The sequence below is a fragment of the Pseudomonas sp. CFBP2511 genome, assembly GCF_030209255.1.
Classification (GTDB): Bacteria; Pseudomonadota; Gammaproteobacteria; order Pseudomonadales; family Pseudomonadaceae; genus Aquipseudomonas; species Aquipseudomonas avellanae.
Map to the genome: position 1 here is coordinate 46836 of NZ_JARVSI010000009.1, position 16421 is coordinate 63256.

The following is a 16421-nucleotide window of genomic DNA, read 5'->3' on the forward strand; positions in this document are numbered from 1 at the left end:
CTTCAGAATGTTACGAGTCGGCCGATAGGCTGTTCAGAACCCTAGGAGACCGTCATGACTACCATCAATACTTCTACACTGAACAGCTACGCCAGCTCGTTGACGATCGCGGTCAAGCCTACCGACGCCGAAGCAACCAAGGCGGCTGCTACTGCGACGACCACCACTGAGACAGAGAAAAGCTCGGATCAGGCTTCCACCGAAGGCGGCAAGGCTGTTGCAGCAGGTGGTGGTGGCAGCGTTGGCGGTTCGAGCCAGTCGGCCCTCGATGATACGATCGAGAAAATAAAGCAGCAGATTAAAGATGCTCAGAAGCAGCTCGCCCAGCAGCAGGCGCAACTGGCAGCAGCGCAAAGCGGCAAAGGGACACCTGAGGAAAAGGCCATGAAAGCCCTTGCGATCCAGGCTCAGATCTCTGCGACCAGCGCCACCTTGCAGACCCTGCAAGGCTCGCTTTTGCAACTGGAGACTCAGCGTGGTGTAAATACCACGGCGTGATACACACGGCTCACATGCCAATACCTTGAAGTGCTGGCCTGCAGCAGGTGACGCTCTGCGGCCGCGCTTGATCGTGCGCTGCAAAGCGTCTATGCAGTACTGATAACCCTCGCTCTTACTCGCTTACGTTCATGAACTTTTTGGCCCATTCGACGTAGTCTTCGGGCTGGGTATAGGTGTGGGTCAGTTCTGTCGCGCTCATGTTCGACTCGCTGCCCAGTATCTGGCGTTGCTCGCGCAGGCAGTCGTAAGTGGCCTTGATCGCAGCAAAGTAAGCAGCGTGGCCATGCACGCAGACCCTCACTCCCATTTCGGCAAGGCGCGCGTTGTCGTGCAGCTCCGGGTTGCCGTAGGTCACCAGCATCAGTGGCACGGTAATGCCTTCTGATATCTGTGCCAGGTGATCAAAGTCACGAATGCCGACGATGGTGATGCCGTCAGCCCCGGCAGCCTGGTACTGCTGCACACGGCTGATGGCTTCCTGAACCGGGATGATCGCCGCATTGGTGCGGGCAAAGATCGACATTTCCGGATCGACGCGTGCTTCCAGTGCCGCGCGGATTTTGCCAACGCCTTCAGCGGTGGAAATCAGGTCCGTGGATTTGCGCCCGAATTGCGCAGGCAGCAGGGTGTCTTCGATGGTCAGTGCCGAAATACCTGCACGCTCCAGTTCCACAACGGTACGCATGACGTTAAGGGCATTGCCATAACCATGGTCTGCGTCCGCGATCACTGGAAGTTGCGCGACGCGACCGATGCGCGTGGCCTGTTCGACGAATTCGCTGAGCGTGATCAGTGCGAAATCAGGGGCTGCCAGTACTTGCAGCGAAGCGACAGAGCCGCCGAGGATGCCTACTTCAAAACCCAGGTCTGCCGCGATTCGCGCTGACATGGGGTCAAATACCGAGGCCGTGTGAAAGCACGAGTTCGACGAGGTAAGCGCACGGAAACTGCGGCGCAAATCTTGATGGGAAGCCTTGGGCATAATCGCTCCAAATGTGATTGGATCAGCTCAGCATTACCGAGGCCGATAGTAATTTCAATGCACGGTGAGTCTGCCCGAGCATTCTTTTCGTCCGGAAATCAATGCAGTGGTCGTCTTGGTTTTTATAAGAAAGGTGTCGCTGGCAGGAAAGTCCGGAGCGGCACCGTCAGCATATGAATTGCTGTTGGATTATGGCCATTCTCGGATAAGGGCAGCATGCTACCACAGCATAAATGAAAAAGATTATGCCGAAACAGGCAGGGTCATGCACAGACTGCAAGAGGCTGAGCTGACAGGCTTGCGAGAGGAGGAGGGCGTTTCAGAACAGATCATGTGATGGCGGACTTGCGTCCGCCATCGTCATTGTCGACTCAGGCTGCTTTGGCCTGGGCCTGGCTCAGCGAGCGGTTCAATGCGCTGAACAGGGCGCGGAAGCTGGCCGTGGTGATGTTTTCGTCAATACCCACGCCGTGCACGGCACGGTCGCCATTCACGCGCAATTCGATATAGGCAGCGGCCTTGGCCGTGGTGCCCGAACCGATGGCATGCTCGTTATAGTCCATGATTTCGACGGCAACCGGCAGGCCAGCCACCAGTGCTTCCAGAGCACCTTTGCCCTTGCCGCGCCAATGCTGCGTTTCGCCATCCACGTGCACTTCGGCATCTACCGCGCTGTTGCCGTTCTCTTCCTGCAACCGATGGCTGATCAACGCATAAGGCGTGTTGGCCTGCAGGTATTCACGGCGCAGCAGCGCGTGGATCTGTTCAGCGGTCATTTCCAGGCCCAGTCGGTCGGTTTCACCCTGAACCACCTGGCTGAACTCGATCTGCATGCGACGTGGCAGGGAGATACCGTATTCCTGCTCCAGCAGGTAGGCGATGCCGCCTTTGCCGGACTGGCTGTTGACGCGAATCACGGCTTCGTAGCTGCGACCGATATCAGCCGGGTCGATAGGCAGGTAAGGCACTTCCCACAATTCGCCTTCCTTCTGCTGCGTGAAGCCCTTGCGGATGGCGTCCTGGTGCGAGCCGGAGAACGCGGTGTGGACCAGGTCGCCAACGTACGGGTGACGAGGGTGAACCGGAATCTGATTGCACTCCTCGACGACCTTGCGCACGCCGTCGATGTCCGAAAAGTCCAGTTCAGGGTTGATGCCCTGGGTGTAAAGGTTCAGTGCGACAGTGACCAGATCGACGTTGCCGGTACGCTCGCCGTTGCCGAACAGGCAGCCTTCGACGCGATCCGCGCCTGCCATCAGGCCAAGCTCGGTAGCGGCCACGCCAGTGCCACGGTCGTTGTGAGTGTGCAGGCTGATCAGCACGCTGTCGCGGCGAGTGATGTGGCGGCCGAACCATTCAATCTGGTCCGCATAAATATTGGGTGTAGCGACTTCAACGGTGGCCGGCAGGTTCAGGATCACCTTGTTCTCGGGCGTCGGGTTCCACACTTCGATGACCGCGTCGCAGACTTCCTTGGCGAACTCCAGCTCGGTGGCACTGAAGGTTTCCGGCGAGTACTCGAACGTCCACTGGGTTTCTGGCTGTTGCGCCGCGTATTTCACGAACAGCTTGGCAGCGTTGACCGCGATTTCCTTCACGCCAGCTTTGTCCTGATTGAAGACAATACGGCGAAACGATGGGCAGGTAGCGTTATACAGGTGAACGATGGCCTTCTTGGCGCCACGCAGCGATTCAAAAGTACGAGCGATCAGGTCTTCACGCGCTTGGGTCAGCACCTGAATGGTGGTGTCATCCGGGATGTGGCCGTCTTCGATCAGAGTACGAACGAAATCGAAGTCAGTTTGCGAAGCCGCCGGGAACGACGCCTCGATTTCCTTGACGCCGACGCTGACCAGGGTTTTCCAGAAACGCAGCTTTTTGACTGAGTCCATCGGCTCGATCAGCGACTGATTGCCGTCGCGCAGGTCAGAACTGCACCAGATCGGCGCCGCATCAATGGTTTTCGATGGCCAGGTGCGGTCAGGCAAGTCAATGGTCGGGAACGCGCGGTACTTCTTCGATGGATTGTTGAGCATGGTCATCTGGAAATCCTTTTGTAGTGAAGGGGCCGGATAAAGGCGGCCTGCCGTTCTAAAAACATGGGGGTAGCGAACACAGGGGCGAGGCACAGCAATCTAGCCTGGCAGTCGGGCGCTGACCAGGCTGAGGCACCGGTGTTGGCGCAACAGAATAAGGGTTTGAGGATTTTTCATGAGGCCAACCGTAACCATTGGCAGGAGCAATGGCAAGCACTTGAAAAAAATCGGGATATATTCTCGTAATTGCCGTTTTTACGATTTTTTATAGCGGATTTTCCAGCTTTTATTACCATTTTTTGTTGGCTAAAGACGATGTGCGCAACGATAGTTCGCCGGCTTTGGCTATTGCGAACAAGCGTTATATCGCTTGTTCGCAATTCAGGTCAGGGCTGAAACGCACCAATGAAAATTGCCGGGTCAACCCGTGCATCGTTCAGGCTGACGTTCCAGTGCATGTGCGGACCGGTTGCCCGACCGGTAGCGCCGACTTTGCCGACCACGCCGCCACGAGGCACCTGATCGCCGACTTTCACGTCGATTTTCGACAGGTGGCAGAACATGCTGATGAAGCCTTGCCCATGGTCGACAAACACGGTGTTGCCATTGAAGAAGTAATTGCCGGTCAGGATGACTTTGCCCGCTGCCGGGGATTTGATCGGTGTACCGGCCGGTACGGCGAAATCCAGCCCCGAGTGCGGGTTGCGCTCTTCGCCGTTGAAGAAGCGACGCACACCGAACTTGCTCGACAGCGGGCCGTTGACCGGCTTGTCCAGAATCAGATTGCTCGGCGTGCCTGGGCTGAAGCTGCGGTAGGCGCGGATCTGCTCGGCCAGTTCGCCCTCGATCCGTTTGTTGTCCTCAGGGTTGGGGTTGACCTGACGCTTGTTCTTTAGGGTGATGTGCTGTTCCGGGTACTTCTTGCTGCCGACCGTGAAGCTCATCGTGCGCCCGCCCGAGGTCACTTGCTGAGTGCCGGGTTTGACGGTCAGCGGGATGCCGACGATGGCCAGCCAGCGAGTGCCTTGTTCCTTGACCACCAGCACCGGTTTGCCTTGATAGGTGGCAGTCGGTGCCTGCGCGCCGGTGCCCAGATCAATCACCGCAACGCCACCGGGCACCGGTTTATCGAGTGCGCGAGTGATAAAGCTGTCGGCATGGGCGGGCAGGCAGAGCAGCAGGGCGAACAGCGGGGCGATAAAACGTAGCATCGGCAGTCAGTCCAGAAGGGAGAGGGTCACAGGCGTGAGGTGATTGTCTTCGACGCGTACTTGCAGTTCGCCTTCGCCCAGCCTTGCGGTCAGTCGCTGGCCGGGTTGCGTTTGAGCGGCATTACGGATCGCATGACCCCGCTCATCGAGCAGGATGCTGTAGCCACGGCCCAGTGTGGCGAGCGGGCTGACAACATTGAGGGTCTGCATCTGGCTTTGCAGTTGCAGCTTGCGCGCCTTGATCTGCTCGCGAATGGCTCTCGGCAGACGCTCGGCCAGCGCATCAAGCCGCTGGCGCAAAAAGGCCAGGGTCCGACCTGGGTGCTGCGCAGTCAGACGACTTTCCATGTGCGCGAGACGCACCTGCCTTTTATGCATGCTCTGCTCGAAAGCACGGCGCAGGCGCATGTCCAGATCATCCAGGCGCTGGGACTGCTGGCGCAATCGCTCGCCGGGGTGACGCAGACGCCGGGAAATCCCCTCCAGACGCAACCGCTCACGCATCAGGCGATCCTGCATACGGCTGACCAGTCGGCGGTGCAGGTTATCGACGCGGCGGTGCAGGTCACTGGAATCCGGGGCCAACAACTCGGCCGCGGCGGAGGGCGTCGGGGCTCGCACATCGGCCACGAAGTCACTGATGGACACATCGGTTTCATGCCCGACGGCACTGACAATCGGCGTTACGCAGGCGTCAATGGCGCGGGCCACGGCTTCCTCGTTGAAACACCACAGGTCTTCCAGCGAACCGCCGCCCCGGGCGAGAATCAAGGCGTCAAAGCCTCTGGCATCCGCCAGTTTCAGCGCGCGAACAATCTGATTGATCGCCTCACGGCCCTGAACGGCGGTAGGGATAAGCGTCAGCTCGACCCGCGGCGCGCGACGACGAAACACACTGATGATGTCGCGGATCACCGCGCCCGTCGGCGAACTGATAATCCCGATACGTTGTGGGTGCAGCGGCAAGGCAACCTTGCGCTCGGCGCTGAATAGTCCTTCATCGCTGAGCTTGGCCTTCAACGCATCGAATGCCAGGCGCAAAGCACCATCACCGGCAGGTTCGACAGTGTCGAGAATGAGTTGATAGTCGCCACGGCCTTCAAACAGCGAAACCTTGCCGCGCACCTTGACCTGCAAACCATCCTTGAGCGCCTGGCGCACGCGAGCAGCGCTTTGTCGGAACAGCGCGCAACGCACCTGCGCGCCGGAATCCTTCAGCGTGAAGTAGACATGCCCCGACGCCGGACGCGACAGATTGGAAATCTCGCCCTCGACCCAGATGCTGCTGAACACATCCTCCAGCAACACCCGGGCACGGCCGTTGAGCTGGCTGACAGTAAGGACTTCCCGGTCGGGGCCGAGTCTTGCGAAAGGGTCTTTGATCATGCCCGGCATCATAATGGTAATGCCGTGTGGGAGCGAGCTTGCTATTGACGGGAAGCACAACGTCTCTGGCAGCGCTTCGCCCGCCCCTGCTGCTGGGGTCGCTGGCGGGCAGGGCGCTGATCAAAAAGCTCTCCCGCGAAGCCTTTGTACGGCTGGTGACCTGGCTGGTGCTGGTCAGCGGCCTTGCGCTGATCGTCCGCTACCTCACCGCCTGAACGGTATTGGGCCTTGACCTGAGGTTGTGGCCTATTAAGCTGCGGCCTCGAACAGCTTTTCAGCGACGCTCTGCCATGAACACCCAAAGCATCATCGTTCCGCAAATCTCCACCTTTCCCGGCCACGAGGCCCGAGCGCGCCTGATCCTGCGCTGGCTGGTCAAGCTCGATGTGGTCGAGCCGGAACTGACCACCTGCGGCCGTACCTACAACAAAATGGCCTATGCCGTGGCGCCTGGCGCCAGAAGGGTGGTGAAGAAGCCCGAGGCCTTGCCGTTCGGGCAGGTCATCAACGGGCTGGAGATCGTCACCAAGCGCTGCATCTTCACGCCTCTGAACAACTTCGCCGAAGAGGCCGGCTGCCCGGAGTGTCGTCGCGAAGTCGGCGAGGCGCTGTTCGACAGCCTTGAAGACTGGATGCCCGGCCACACCGACAATTTCACCTGCCCTGAATGCCGCCACGAAGACGACATCAACGGCTTTCTGTTCCTGGACGCCTGCGGGTTTTCCAACCTCGGTTTCATCTTCAACAACTGGCTGGACGCCTCCTTCACCCAGACCTTTCTCGACGACTTCGCCGAACGTCTGGATCGCCCGGTGTCTTTCGTTCATGTGCGTCTATAAACAGCTTTGATAATAGGCTGAGGTTTACATTGAGCCGGGCGGGGTCTGTGGGTATAATGGCGCGCTTCCAATTTCCCGCCCGGGAGCCCCCGCGATGCTGCGTATCAAGCAAGAAGCCCTTACATTCGACGACATTCTCCTTGTGCCCGGTTATTCCGAGGTACTTCCCAACGAAGTCAGTCTGAAAACCCGTTTGACCCGTGGCATCGAGCTGAATATTCCTTTGGTCTCTGCTGCAATGGATACAGTCACCGAGGCCCGTCTGGCAATTGCCATGGCCCAGGAAGGCGGTATCGGTATCATCCACAAGAACATGACCATCGAGCAGCAAGCTGCCGAAGTGCGCAAGGTCAAGAAGTTCGAGGCCGGTGTCGTCAAGGACCCGATCACGATCGAAGCCGACGCCACTGTTCGTGACCTGTTCGAACTGACCCGCATGCACAACATTTCCGGCGTGCCCGTGCTGCACAATGGCGACCTGGTCGGCATCGTGACGTCCCGCGACGTACGCTTCGAAAACCGTCTTGATGTCCCTGTCCGCGAAGTGATGACGCCCAAAGAGCGTCTGGTCACCGTGCGTGAAGGCGCCGACAAGAACGAAGTGCGCGAGCTGCTGCACAAACACCGTCTGGAAAAAGTCCTGATCGTCGACGCCAACTTTGCCCTTAAGGGCATGATGACCGTCAAGGACATCGAAAAAGCCAAGGCTTACCCGCTGGCCAGCAAGGACGATCAAGCCCGTCTACGTGTCGGCGCTGCTGTCGGCACCGGCAAGGACACCGGCGAGCGCGTGACTGCGCTGGTTGCCGCAGGCGTTGACGTTGTTGTGGTTGACACCGCTCACGGTCACTCCAAAGGCGTGATCGACCGCGTTCGCTGGGTCAAGGACAACTTTCCGCAAGTGCAGGTCATCGGCGGCAACATCGCCACCGGCGAAGCTGCCCTGGCGCTGGTCGCTGCGGGTGCCGATGCGGTCAAGGTCGGTATCGGCCCAGGCTCCATCTGCACCACGCGCATCGTCGCCGGTGTCGGCGTGCCGCAAATCAGCGCCATTGCCAACGTCGCCGCTGCCCTTGAAGGCACCGGCGTGCCGATGATCGCCGACGGCGGTATCCGTTTCTCCGGTGACCTGTCCAAGGCCATCGTGGCCGGTGCCTCCTGCGTGATGATGGGCTCGATGTTCGCCGGTACTGAAGAAGCGCCAGGCGAGATCGAGCTGTTCCAGGGCCGTTCCTACAAGGCTTATCGCGGCATGGGTTCGCTGGGTGCAATGTCCCAGGCGCAAGGCTCCTCGGATCGCTACTTCCAGGACTCGTCCGCAGGCGCCGAGAAGCTCGTGCCGGAAGGCATCGAAGGCCGTGTTGCCTACAAAGGCCCGCTGTCCGCCATCATCCATCAGTTGATGGGCGGTCTGCGCTCCTCCATGGGCTACACCGGCAGTGCCGACATCGAGCAGATGCGCACCAAGCCCGAGTTCGTCCGCATTACCGGCGCAGGCATGGCTGAATCCCACGTCCATGACGTGCAGATCACCAAGGAAGCGCCGAACTATCGCGTCGGCTAACGCCTTCAGCTTCAAGCCCCAAGCAATCAGCTACAAGCGGTAGTTACGCAAATGTAACTACCGCATTGATTCCGACAACTTGCCGCTTGCAGCTTATAGCTCGCAGCTGCTCAGAGAGTTTCCATGGCCCTCGACATTCACGCCCACCGTATCTTGATCCTCGACTTCGGTTCCCAGTACACCCAACTGATCGCCCGCCGCGTGCGTGAAATCGGCGTGTATTGCGAGCTGCATCCGTTTGACATGGACGACGAAGCGATTCGCGAATTCGCTCCAAAAGGCGTGATCCTCGCCGGCGGCCCCGAGTCCGTGCACGAAGCCAACAGCCCGCGCTGCCCGCAAGCGGTATTTGACCTCGGTGTGCCGGTTTTCGGTATCTGCTACGGCATGCAGACCATGGCCGAGCAACTGGGCGGCAAGGTTGCTGGTTCCGAGCTGCGCGAGTTCGGCTACGCTCGCGTTGACGTAGTCGGCAAAAGCCGTCTGCTCGATGGTATCGAAGACCATATCGACGCCGACGGCCTGTTTGGCCTCGACGTATGGATGAGTCACGGTGACAAGGTCACCAAACTGCCGGAAGACTTCCATATTCTGGCCAGTACCCCTAGCTGCCCGATTGCCGGTATGGCTGACGACGCTCGCGGTTACTACGGCGTGCAGTTCCACCCGGAAGTGACCCACACCAAGCAGGGCGGTCGCATCCTGTCGCGCTTCATCCTCGACATCTGCGGCTGCGAAGCACTGTGGACCCCTTCGAAGATTGCTGAAGACGCTATCGCTCAGGTTCGCGCTCAGGTGGGTACTGATAACGTATTGCTGGGCCTGTCCGGCGGCGTTGACTCCTCCGTGGTCGCGGCGCTGCTGCACAAGGCCATCGGCGATCAACTGACCTGCGTATTCGTCGACAACGGCCTGCTGCGCCTGCACGAAGGCGAGCAAGTGATGGCCATGTTCGCCGAGAACATGGGCGTCAAAGTCATTCGCGCCAACGCCGAAGAACAGTTCCTGAACAACCTGGAAGGCGAAAGCGATCCAGAGAAAAAGCGCAAGATCATCGGCCGCACCTTCATCGACGTGTTCGATGCCGAATCCTGCAAGCTGGACAACATCAAGTACCTGGCGCAAGGCACCATCTACCCGGACGTGATCGAGTCGGCTGGCGCGAAAAGCGGCAAGGCCCACGTCATCAAGTCGCACCACAACGTGGGCGGCCTGCCGGAAGAAATGAACCTCAAGCTGGTCGAACCCCTTCGCGAGCTGTTCAAGGACGAAGTCCGCCGTCTGGGCCTCGAACTCGGCCTGCCATACGACATGGTCTACCGCCACCCATTCCCGGGCCCAGGCCTGGGCGTGCGCATCCTCGGTGAAGTGAAGAAGGAATACGCAGACATCCTGCGTCGCGCCGACCACATCTTCATCGAAGAACTGCGCAAGGCCGACTGGTATCACAAAGTCAGCCAGGCCTTCGTCGTGTTCCAGCCAGTCAAATCGGTTGGTGTAGTCGGCGACGGTCGTCGTTACGCCTGGGTTGTAGCGCTGCGCGCGGTGGAAACCATCGACTTCATGACCGCTCGTTGGGCGCACCTGCCTTATGAGCTGCTGGAGACGGTGAGTGGCCGGATCATCAACGAGATCGAGGGGATTTCGCGGGTGACTTATGATGTGTCGAGCAAGCCGCCGGCTACGATTGAGTGGGAATGATTGGACGTCCGGCATTGCCCGGCACGATCTAGCAAAAAATGCCCTGGAGCCCGCGTAATTGCGGGCTTTTGGCTTTTTGGGTCTGGCAAGTTCTGGCAGCTTTCTGCATCGCCAAGCACCGTGTTTATGTGGCATGGTACGGGGCATTGACTGAGCCAAATGCCATGCTTGGTGCTCGATACCATGTCGCCTTAGTAGGGAAGGGCATGGTATCAAATCTCATCATTACCCCGGTTTCATTGGGTTTTAACGTGGTGCATGAGTGCTTTTCTGAGCATGGTATTTTTTTCCATGGAATCCATAACTGCCATGTTGACCGATACCAAGCTGCGTAACCTTAAACCGAAAGAAAAACTCTACAAAGTGAACGACCGCGACGGGCTGTACGTGGCCGTCACTGCTGCCGGTTCCATCTCATTTCGCTACAACTATTCAATCAACGGTCGTCAGGAGACCATCACCTTCGGTCGTTATGGCGTGGGTGGCATCACACTTGCGGAAGCCCGAGAGCGCCTGGGCGAGGCTAAAAAGATGGTTTCGGCGGGTAAGTCACCTGCCAAAGAGAAAGCTCGTGCCAAGGCACGCACCAAAGGGGCAGAGACGTTTGATGCGTGGGCTGAGAAATGGCTGCGTGGGTATCAGATGGCTGACTCGACCCGTGACATGCGCCGATCTGTTTACGAGCGCGAGCTCAAGCCGCACTTCGGTAATCAGAAACTGGTGGAAATCAATCATGAGGACCTGCGAACGCTGACTGATGCAATCGTGGAGCGTGGAGCTCCAGCCACGGCCGTGCACTCCCGCGAGATTGTGATGCAGGTGTTCCGATGGGCGATAGAGCGAGGCCAGAAGGTCGAGAATCCGGCTGATTTGGTACGTCCTGCAAGCATCGCTAAATTTGAGCCACGTGACCGTGCTTTAGGGCCTGACGAAATCGCGTTGATGTATCAGTACCTGGACCGCATCGGCACTGCCTCATCCGTGAGAGTCGCCGCTAAGCTGCTGTTGTTGACCATGGTTCGTAAAAGTGAATTGACCAACGCTACCTGGAGCGAAATCAATTTCAGCGAAGCCTTGTGGACTATTCCGAAAGAGCGGATGAAGCGCCGCAACCCCCATTTGGTGTTCTTATCCCAGCAGGCTTTGGATTTCTTCATTGCATTGAAGACGTTTGCCGGCGGTTCAGATTACGTCTTCCCCTCCCGGTACGATTCTGATTTGCCGATGAGTACCGCGACGATCAATCAGGTTCTGACGCTTACCTATCGGCTCGCGCAGAAAGAGGGGCAGCCACTGAGTAAGTTCGGACCACATGATTTGAGGCGCACAGCGAGTACGCTGCTGCATGAAGCGGGGTACAACTCAGACTGGATTGAGAAGTGTCTTGCGCACGAGCAGAAGGGCATACGGGCCGTCTACAACAAGGCTGAATACCGTGATCAGCGTCGGGCGATGTTGCAGGATTGGGCGGATATGATTGATGAATGGACGCGCAAAAAAACGCGTTCAGAGAGTTGATTCCGTTTTTCGTGAGGGGATAAGTGGAAGCTGATCTATTTTTACCTATCAAAAAAACACATTCGTGGTTTTTTTTCTGTCCGGAAACTACCCGTTTGTGGGACACATTTTTCTTGAGGTTTCTGACGGAAAAAATTCCTGAAAGAACAACGACATCTCGTTGTCTCGTTTGTCCGGAATTATACGTTTGTCGGACAGTAAGATACTGATTTTGAAAGGAATATATCCATAAATATGAGTGGAATGCTCTGGAAATATGGGGCAATAATCGAACCTCGAATGCGACAAAACGAGGAGTTCGGTGTGGAGAAAGAATTGAGGAAGTCGAGCAAAGTGCTCATCAGCAAAAAGCAGTTGCTGGCAATGATCCCCTTGTGTGAGCGGACGATTTATAACTTCGAAAAGCAGGGAAAATTCCCTCGTCGTATTGCCGTCAGCAGCCGGAAGGTCGTTTGGGATTTGGAAGAGGTCGAGACATGGATTGATACGTGCAGGCATTCGGGCCAGGCTCTTCGTCCCGGAATTGGGGCCTGAATTGTGGCGGTTGACTTATTGAATATTGCAGCCAACATTGCGGCTTTCCCGCCTGAAGACATAGCCTTTACCCATGCAGTACTTTGCCAAGTTGGCTTGCCCCGCTCCAAGGTAGAAGGACAGGTTTTCATGCGCCAGAGCGGCGCGGCATGGGTCAACATACAGTCTGGCTACCTAGACGAAGGTAACGGTCCGATATTGCAGCCTATCCCTTATGGCGCTATGCCCCGCCTTGCGCTAGCTTGGGTGTCTACCATCGCCGTGCGCAACAAAGAGCGTGAAATCAGGATAGGCGATAGTGCGGCCGAGTTCCTGCGTCTGATGGGGATGGGCGATGACGGGCGCCGTTACTCCACTCTGCGTAAACAGATGCACGCACTAGCAGCGTGCCGCTTGCAACTCGGATTCAAGGGGCGTACCTACAATGGCCAGCCCATCGAGCAATTTGACGCCTGGATAGCGAACCGAAATAGTAAACAGCGGCTACTATGGCCTGGGAAGATGGTGCTTTCCGAGGGGTATTTCAATTCCCTTATTGATAGCGCCGTACCTCTAGATAACCGAGCTCTAATTGCCCTCAAGGGCTCAGCGCTGGCCTTGGACATATATTCTTGGCTGGCTCACCGGTTGCATCGGATCGAGGGCAGGGGAACAAAGCTATACTGGAAGCCCCTGCGCGAGCAGTTTGCGCAGGAATACACTGGAAAGGACCCTGATAAGGATTTCAAGAAGAAATTCGTTCCGGCGTTACGCAAGGTGCTAGCGGTATACCCGCAAGCCAAGGTTAGTCAAATTAGGGGAGGTTTTCTTCTCGTCGGATCGCCGCCGCCGATCCCCTATAAGGATGGCCCGCTCAAATGATGCTGCTCCTATGTTTCCCTCAATCGTCTCGCGAAATCGGACCCCTTTGATCCCCGCCAATTCACGCACACAGCTGAGCCCCTTTTTTGCTACATACCCACGCTGCTAGTGTAACTGCATCCCACTTCACCACCTGTTCCAGTGCTGCTTACCAGTCATTTGCATTCAACTTGGCCATGCTCTTGCATAGGATTTTACCGGCACACTGCGTGCTCTTGACCGGCAGAAGTCGGCCAGAAGCGGACACTCCGCTCATCACTTTCAGGTAAAAGCTACCAGTCGTAACAAGCTGCTCTCGGTCAAAAACAGGCCATGGACACGCTGCTACCGACTTCGTAAGCTACGTACAGGCCATGTTTCTCTTTCTCACTGCCTCATGTCGCGTCTCCACCACGCCTTGCATGCTGCTGAAAGGGGCTATCCATGGACAAGGAACGTTATCGGGCACAAGGGGGCGGAAAATATTACCCCGCGATTGTGTCGCCTACTCATAGCTATGCGCTTTCCAAGGATCATCACTCGCAATGCTTGACTTCACAGAACTTTCAGATAACGGCCAAGATCTTGAGCTTTTGATTCGAGAACTACTATTCAGCATTGGGTACAAAGTCTATTGGAGTGGTCGTGGCCCAGATGGAGGTCGCGATCTTGTATGTATCGAAGAGAACGATAGCATATTTTTAAAAACATCAAAAAAATGGTTGATTCAATGCAAACATAAGGCAAGATCAGGAAATAGCGTCGGAATTGGTGATCTAGATGATATCATCACAAGTTGTGTTCAACATGAGTGTGATGGTTATGTTTTGGTAACATCAACCCAACCCTCTTCCGCAGTGGTATCGAGACTTGAGCAAATCACAAGCAATGACAAAGCACCAGTTATTGCCACGTATTGGGACTCAGTTGAGTTAGAAAGGCGACTAAGAACCGCTCAGCATTGGAATATAGCGCAACGCTTCTTTCCGAAGAGTGCCAGTGGGTGGCAAATATTCTCAAGCGAAAGACCAAATCATTGGACGGCGAATTTCAATGGATATTATTTCCACATAACAAATCGCATTGGATCAAACTGTCAATTCTATCTAAAAACCATCGAGTCTAAGCTAGAGCAACTGATTGCATACCCGCTCCCAGAAAAACATTTCTTCAGATTGCGAAGCGTATATTTTGACGATAAGCACGGCACGTTCGTCTGGTACGTTGACTACATGCATCCGAATGCACAGCAACCTGTCTATACCGCAGAGCAACTAGCTGAAGAGCTACCTCAAGGCTGGAATGATAGTTACGACATAAAAATTAGGGGTTATCTAGAGCATAGCGATCATTATGATCCAGATCATTACGACTTCTATGATCGTTACATGGGGCAGTTCATTCTTGGAATGTATCGTCCGCGCGGCGCATAACAAATCGTTCGCTTCGCTCACTGGGCTGCTCCCTAACCAAACGTTGGAGATCAAGATGACTAACAACGACTATCGCCCATCAAGCACCATCTTGTGTTTTGAGAATGTTAAGGAAGCATCGCTGTATTTTGATCGCGTGCTTCCTTTGAACATGGGACGGATGCGTGGCGATTCGACTGTCGGCGACATTCTGGTTGGCTATCCAGAAGAAGTTCCATCTGCCGCTCTTTCCCATCTTATCGATGGGATCGAAGGGAACACAGTTACCTATAGTCACGCCACTCGCGTAATGGAGTTCACCGCCAACAGATGGGTTGAATTCGCTAAAGAGGTGGAGCCGTATGCGAGGCTATGGTCGTCCGACCCCAGTCGTTCCGACAATGATGACGTTCGAAATCAATACCAAAAGCTCCAAGAATCCTATTTCGCAGACGCGTCAATCCCTGGGGTTACCCCGATTCGCGAGGCGTTCCGCCGCTACGCGAAGGGTATCGGGTTCGATCATTTCTGTGTTGCTGTACCTTCAGCAATTGGGTCAGGCGGAAGTCAATGCGACCCTAGCATTACCCTATCTAAGCTGAACCTCATCGATGCTAGTAAAGCCGAATGGCGTCAAATCATAGAGCTTCGAAAAGACACTGTTTCGCACCGGAAGTTAGCGAGATTACGGCTGTTCATTCATAAGAATTACGCAGACTGCTCATTCGCCTACATAGAGGACGATCTTTCTCAGCGGCTCGAAGAATATGAGCGCGTGACGAAAAAATTTGGGTTGAAAACAACTTTGTCCTCACTGTCGCTACTGCTTGACGCTAAGGATCTCCAGACATCTGCTGGAGCGGGTCTTGTGGCTGGGCTGTTTGGAGGGCCGCTTATTGGTCTATCAGCCGCAGCGGCGATTGAAGTTGGGAAGATTGCAGTCAATATCGCGGAGAAGCACCACGACCTGAAAGACTGGCAGTCGGGACATGAACTCGCGTTCATCTTTGACACCAAGAAGGCCCTATCTTGAGTTTCGATGCGATCTATAACCATTCGTTGCAGGGGACGATCCCCCGTCGGCGGTGCGCCACTGACTCAAAAGCTAGGGCCGTTTGGGATCGCAATCCTTCTGGTATGAGCGACCGCTTCTGGCCGACGTCTGCCGGTCAAAGACACGCAGCGTGTTGGTCAAGCCGAATGCAAATAGGTGGTCGAGTCGGTGCAATTACCCGCGCTGCTATACGGAAGAAAACTATCCGTATCGGGAGCTCATAAGCCTTGGCCTATTGTAGTGGTCAACCATGGTAGATTGCATGCGTGAAATCGGACCCCTTAACGACGTGAAATCGGACCCCATTTCTTACGTGAAATCAGACCCCTAAATAACGTGAAATCGGCCCCCCCCTAAACCTGTAGGATTATCCTCTAGATAAAATCCTATAAATAACCTGTAAGAGGATGGACACCAAAGGGAGTGTCAGGGTCAGGGCGCTTAAAAAGTGTTATGGCAAAGAACTGGTAAAAATCTATGCGTATTGATAGTTGCCAGCCTTCGTATGATAGGTGTTCAAGGTCCATGCGTATTGCAAGGGTGTCCGAATAGAAGAGGGTGAGACAAGTCCGTGCGTATTACTGATGGCCAAGCCCCAAGCTGTTGACGTCGTCTCGTTCGCATTGATTCGGAGGTTTGGGATCCTTTCATTACCGCACGTTGGTTGCGAATACCTTGACCGATTCAGTGTAAGCCGCTGCCCGTCGGTCTGCGCGAACCATCCAGATGGAACTGGTAAGCCGCACTTCACTCGGCCGACACTGGAGCCCGCGACCTTGGCGTACGATTTTTTCACATTCTTCGGGTTCCCCTTTCAGGTTGGGCTGCGGCCGCTGGACACCA

At 56.0% G+C, this 16421-nt stretch carries 13 protein-coding genes and 1 pseudogene; 10 read left to right on the forward strand and 4 right to left on the reverse strand.

What is annotated here, in order from left to right; all coding sequences use genetic code 11:
- Positions 1–54 precede the first annotated feature (54 nt).
- On the forward strand, positions 55–498 hold the full coding sequence (locus tag QRN38_RS07830) for a hypothetical protein (protein WP_057419092.1): 444 nt from the start codon (positions 55–57) through the stop codon (positions 496–498).
- A gap of 115 nt (positions 499–613) precedes the next feature.
- On the opposite strand, the gene QRN38_RS07835 is transcribed toward QRN38_RS07830, so the two are convergent.
- The 4 genes from QRN38_RS07835 to xseA form a co-directional block, all read right to left on the reverse strand.
- Positions 614–1483: an oxaloacetate decarboxylase gene (locus QRN38_RS07835; protein WP_024657240.1), complete on the reverse strand. Its 870-nt coding sequence runs from the start codon at positions 1481–1483 to the stop codon at positions 614–616.
- A gap of 371 nt (positions 1484–1854) precedes the next feature.
- A complete protein-coding gene (gene leuA / locus QRN38_RS07840) occupies positions 1855–3525 on the reverse strand; it encodes a 2-isopropylmalate synthase (protein ID WP_024666428.1) in 1671 nt (556 codons plus the stop codon).
- A 380-nt stretch (positions 3526–3905) separates the two neighbouring features.
- On the reverse strand, positions 3906–4730 hold the full coding sequence (locus QRN38_RS07845) for a peptidoglycan DD-metalloendopeptidase family protein (RefSeq protein WP_005771007.1): 825 nt from the start codon (positions 4728–4730) through the stop codon (positions 3906–3908).
- Positions 4731–4736: 6 nt separating this feature from the next.
- A complete protein-coding gene (gene xseA, locus QRN38_RS07850; protein WP_162491808.1) occupies positions 4737–6116 on the reverse strand; it encodes an exodeoxyribonuclease VII large subunit in 1380 nt (459 codons plus the stop codon).
- Positions 6117–6184: 68 nt separating this feature from the next.
- On the opposite strand from xseA, the pseudogene QRN38_RS07855 reads away from it, so the two are divergent.
- The 9 genes and pseudogenes from QRN38_RS07855 to QRN38_RS07895 form a co-directional block, all read left to right on the forward strand.
- Positions 6185–6331, forward strand: a pseudogene (locus QRN38_RS07855) (hypothetical protein); the annotation flags it as partial.
- 75 nt (positions 6332–6406) lie between these two features.
- A complete protein-coding gene (locus tag QRN38_RS07860) occupies positions 6407–6955 on the forward strand; it encodes a hypothetical protein (RefSeq protein ID WP_024657192.1) in 549 nt (182 codons plus the stop codon).
- 94 nt (positions 6956–7049) lie between these two features.
- A complete protein-coding gene (gene guaB, locus QRN38_RS07865) occupies positions 7050–8519 on the forward strand; it encodes an IMP dehydrogenase (protein ID WP_003380633.1) in 1470 nt (489 codons plus the stop codon).
- A 123-nt stretch (positions 8520–8642) separates the two neighbouring features.
- Positions 8643–10220, forward strand: coding sequence for a glutamine-hydrolyzing GMP synthase (gene guaA, locus QRN38_RS07870; RefSeq protein ID WP_003380634.1), 1578 nt, complete (start codon positions 8643–8645; stop codon positions 10218–10220).
- Between the two features lie 309 nt (positions 10221–10529).
- Complete coding sequence (locus QRN38_RS07875; protein WP_057419117.1) at positions 10530–11738, forward strand: tyrosine-type recombinase/integrase; 1209 nt, start codon at positions 10530–10532, stop codon at positions 11736–11738.
- A gap of 303 nt (positions 11739–12041) precedes the next feature.
- Entirely contained in the window at positions 12042–12272 is a 231-nt protein-coding gene (locus QRN38_RS07880; protein ID WP_081025526.1) for a helix-turn-helix transcriptional regulator, read from the forward strand.
- 18 nt (positions 12273–12290) lie between these two features.
- Positions 12291–13133: a replication protein RepA gene (locus QRN38_RS07885; RefSeq protein WP_235814765.1), complete on the forward strand. Its 843-nt coding sequence runs from the start codon at positions 12291–12293 to the stop codon at positions 13131–13133.
- Positions 13134–13657: 524 nt separating this feature from the next.
- The gene (locus tag QRN38_RS07890; RefSeq protein WP_081025519.1) at positions 13658–14545 is read left to right on the forward strand and encodes a restriction endonuclease; all 888 of its coding nucleotides are present in this window, start codon (positions 13658–13660) and stop codon (positions 14543–14545) included.
- A gap of 55 nt (positions 14546–14600) precedes the next feature.
- Positions 14601–15557 carry a hypothetical protein gene (locus tag QRN38_RS07895; protein ID WP_081025520.1) on the forward strand — a complete coding sequence of 319 codons (957 nt, stop codon included), beginning with the start codon at positions 14601–14603 and terminating at the stop codon, positions 15555–15557.
- The last annotated feature ends 864 nt before the right edge of the window (positions 15558–16421 follow it).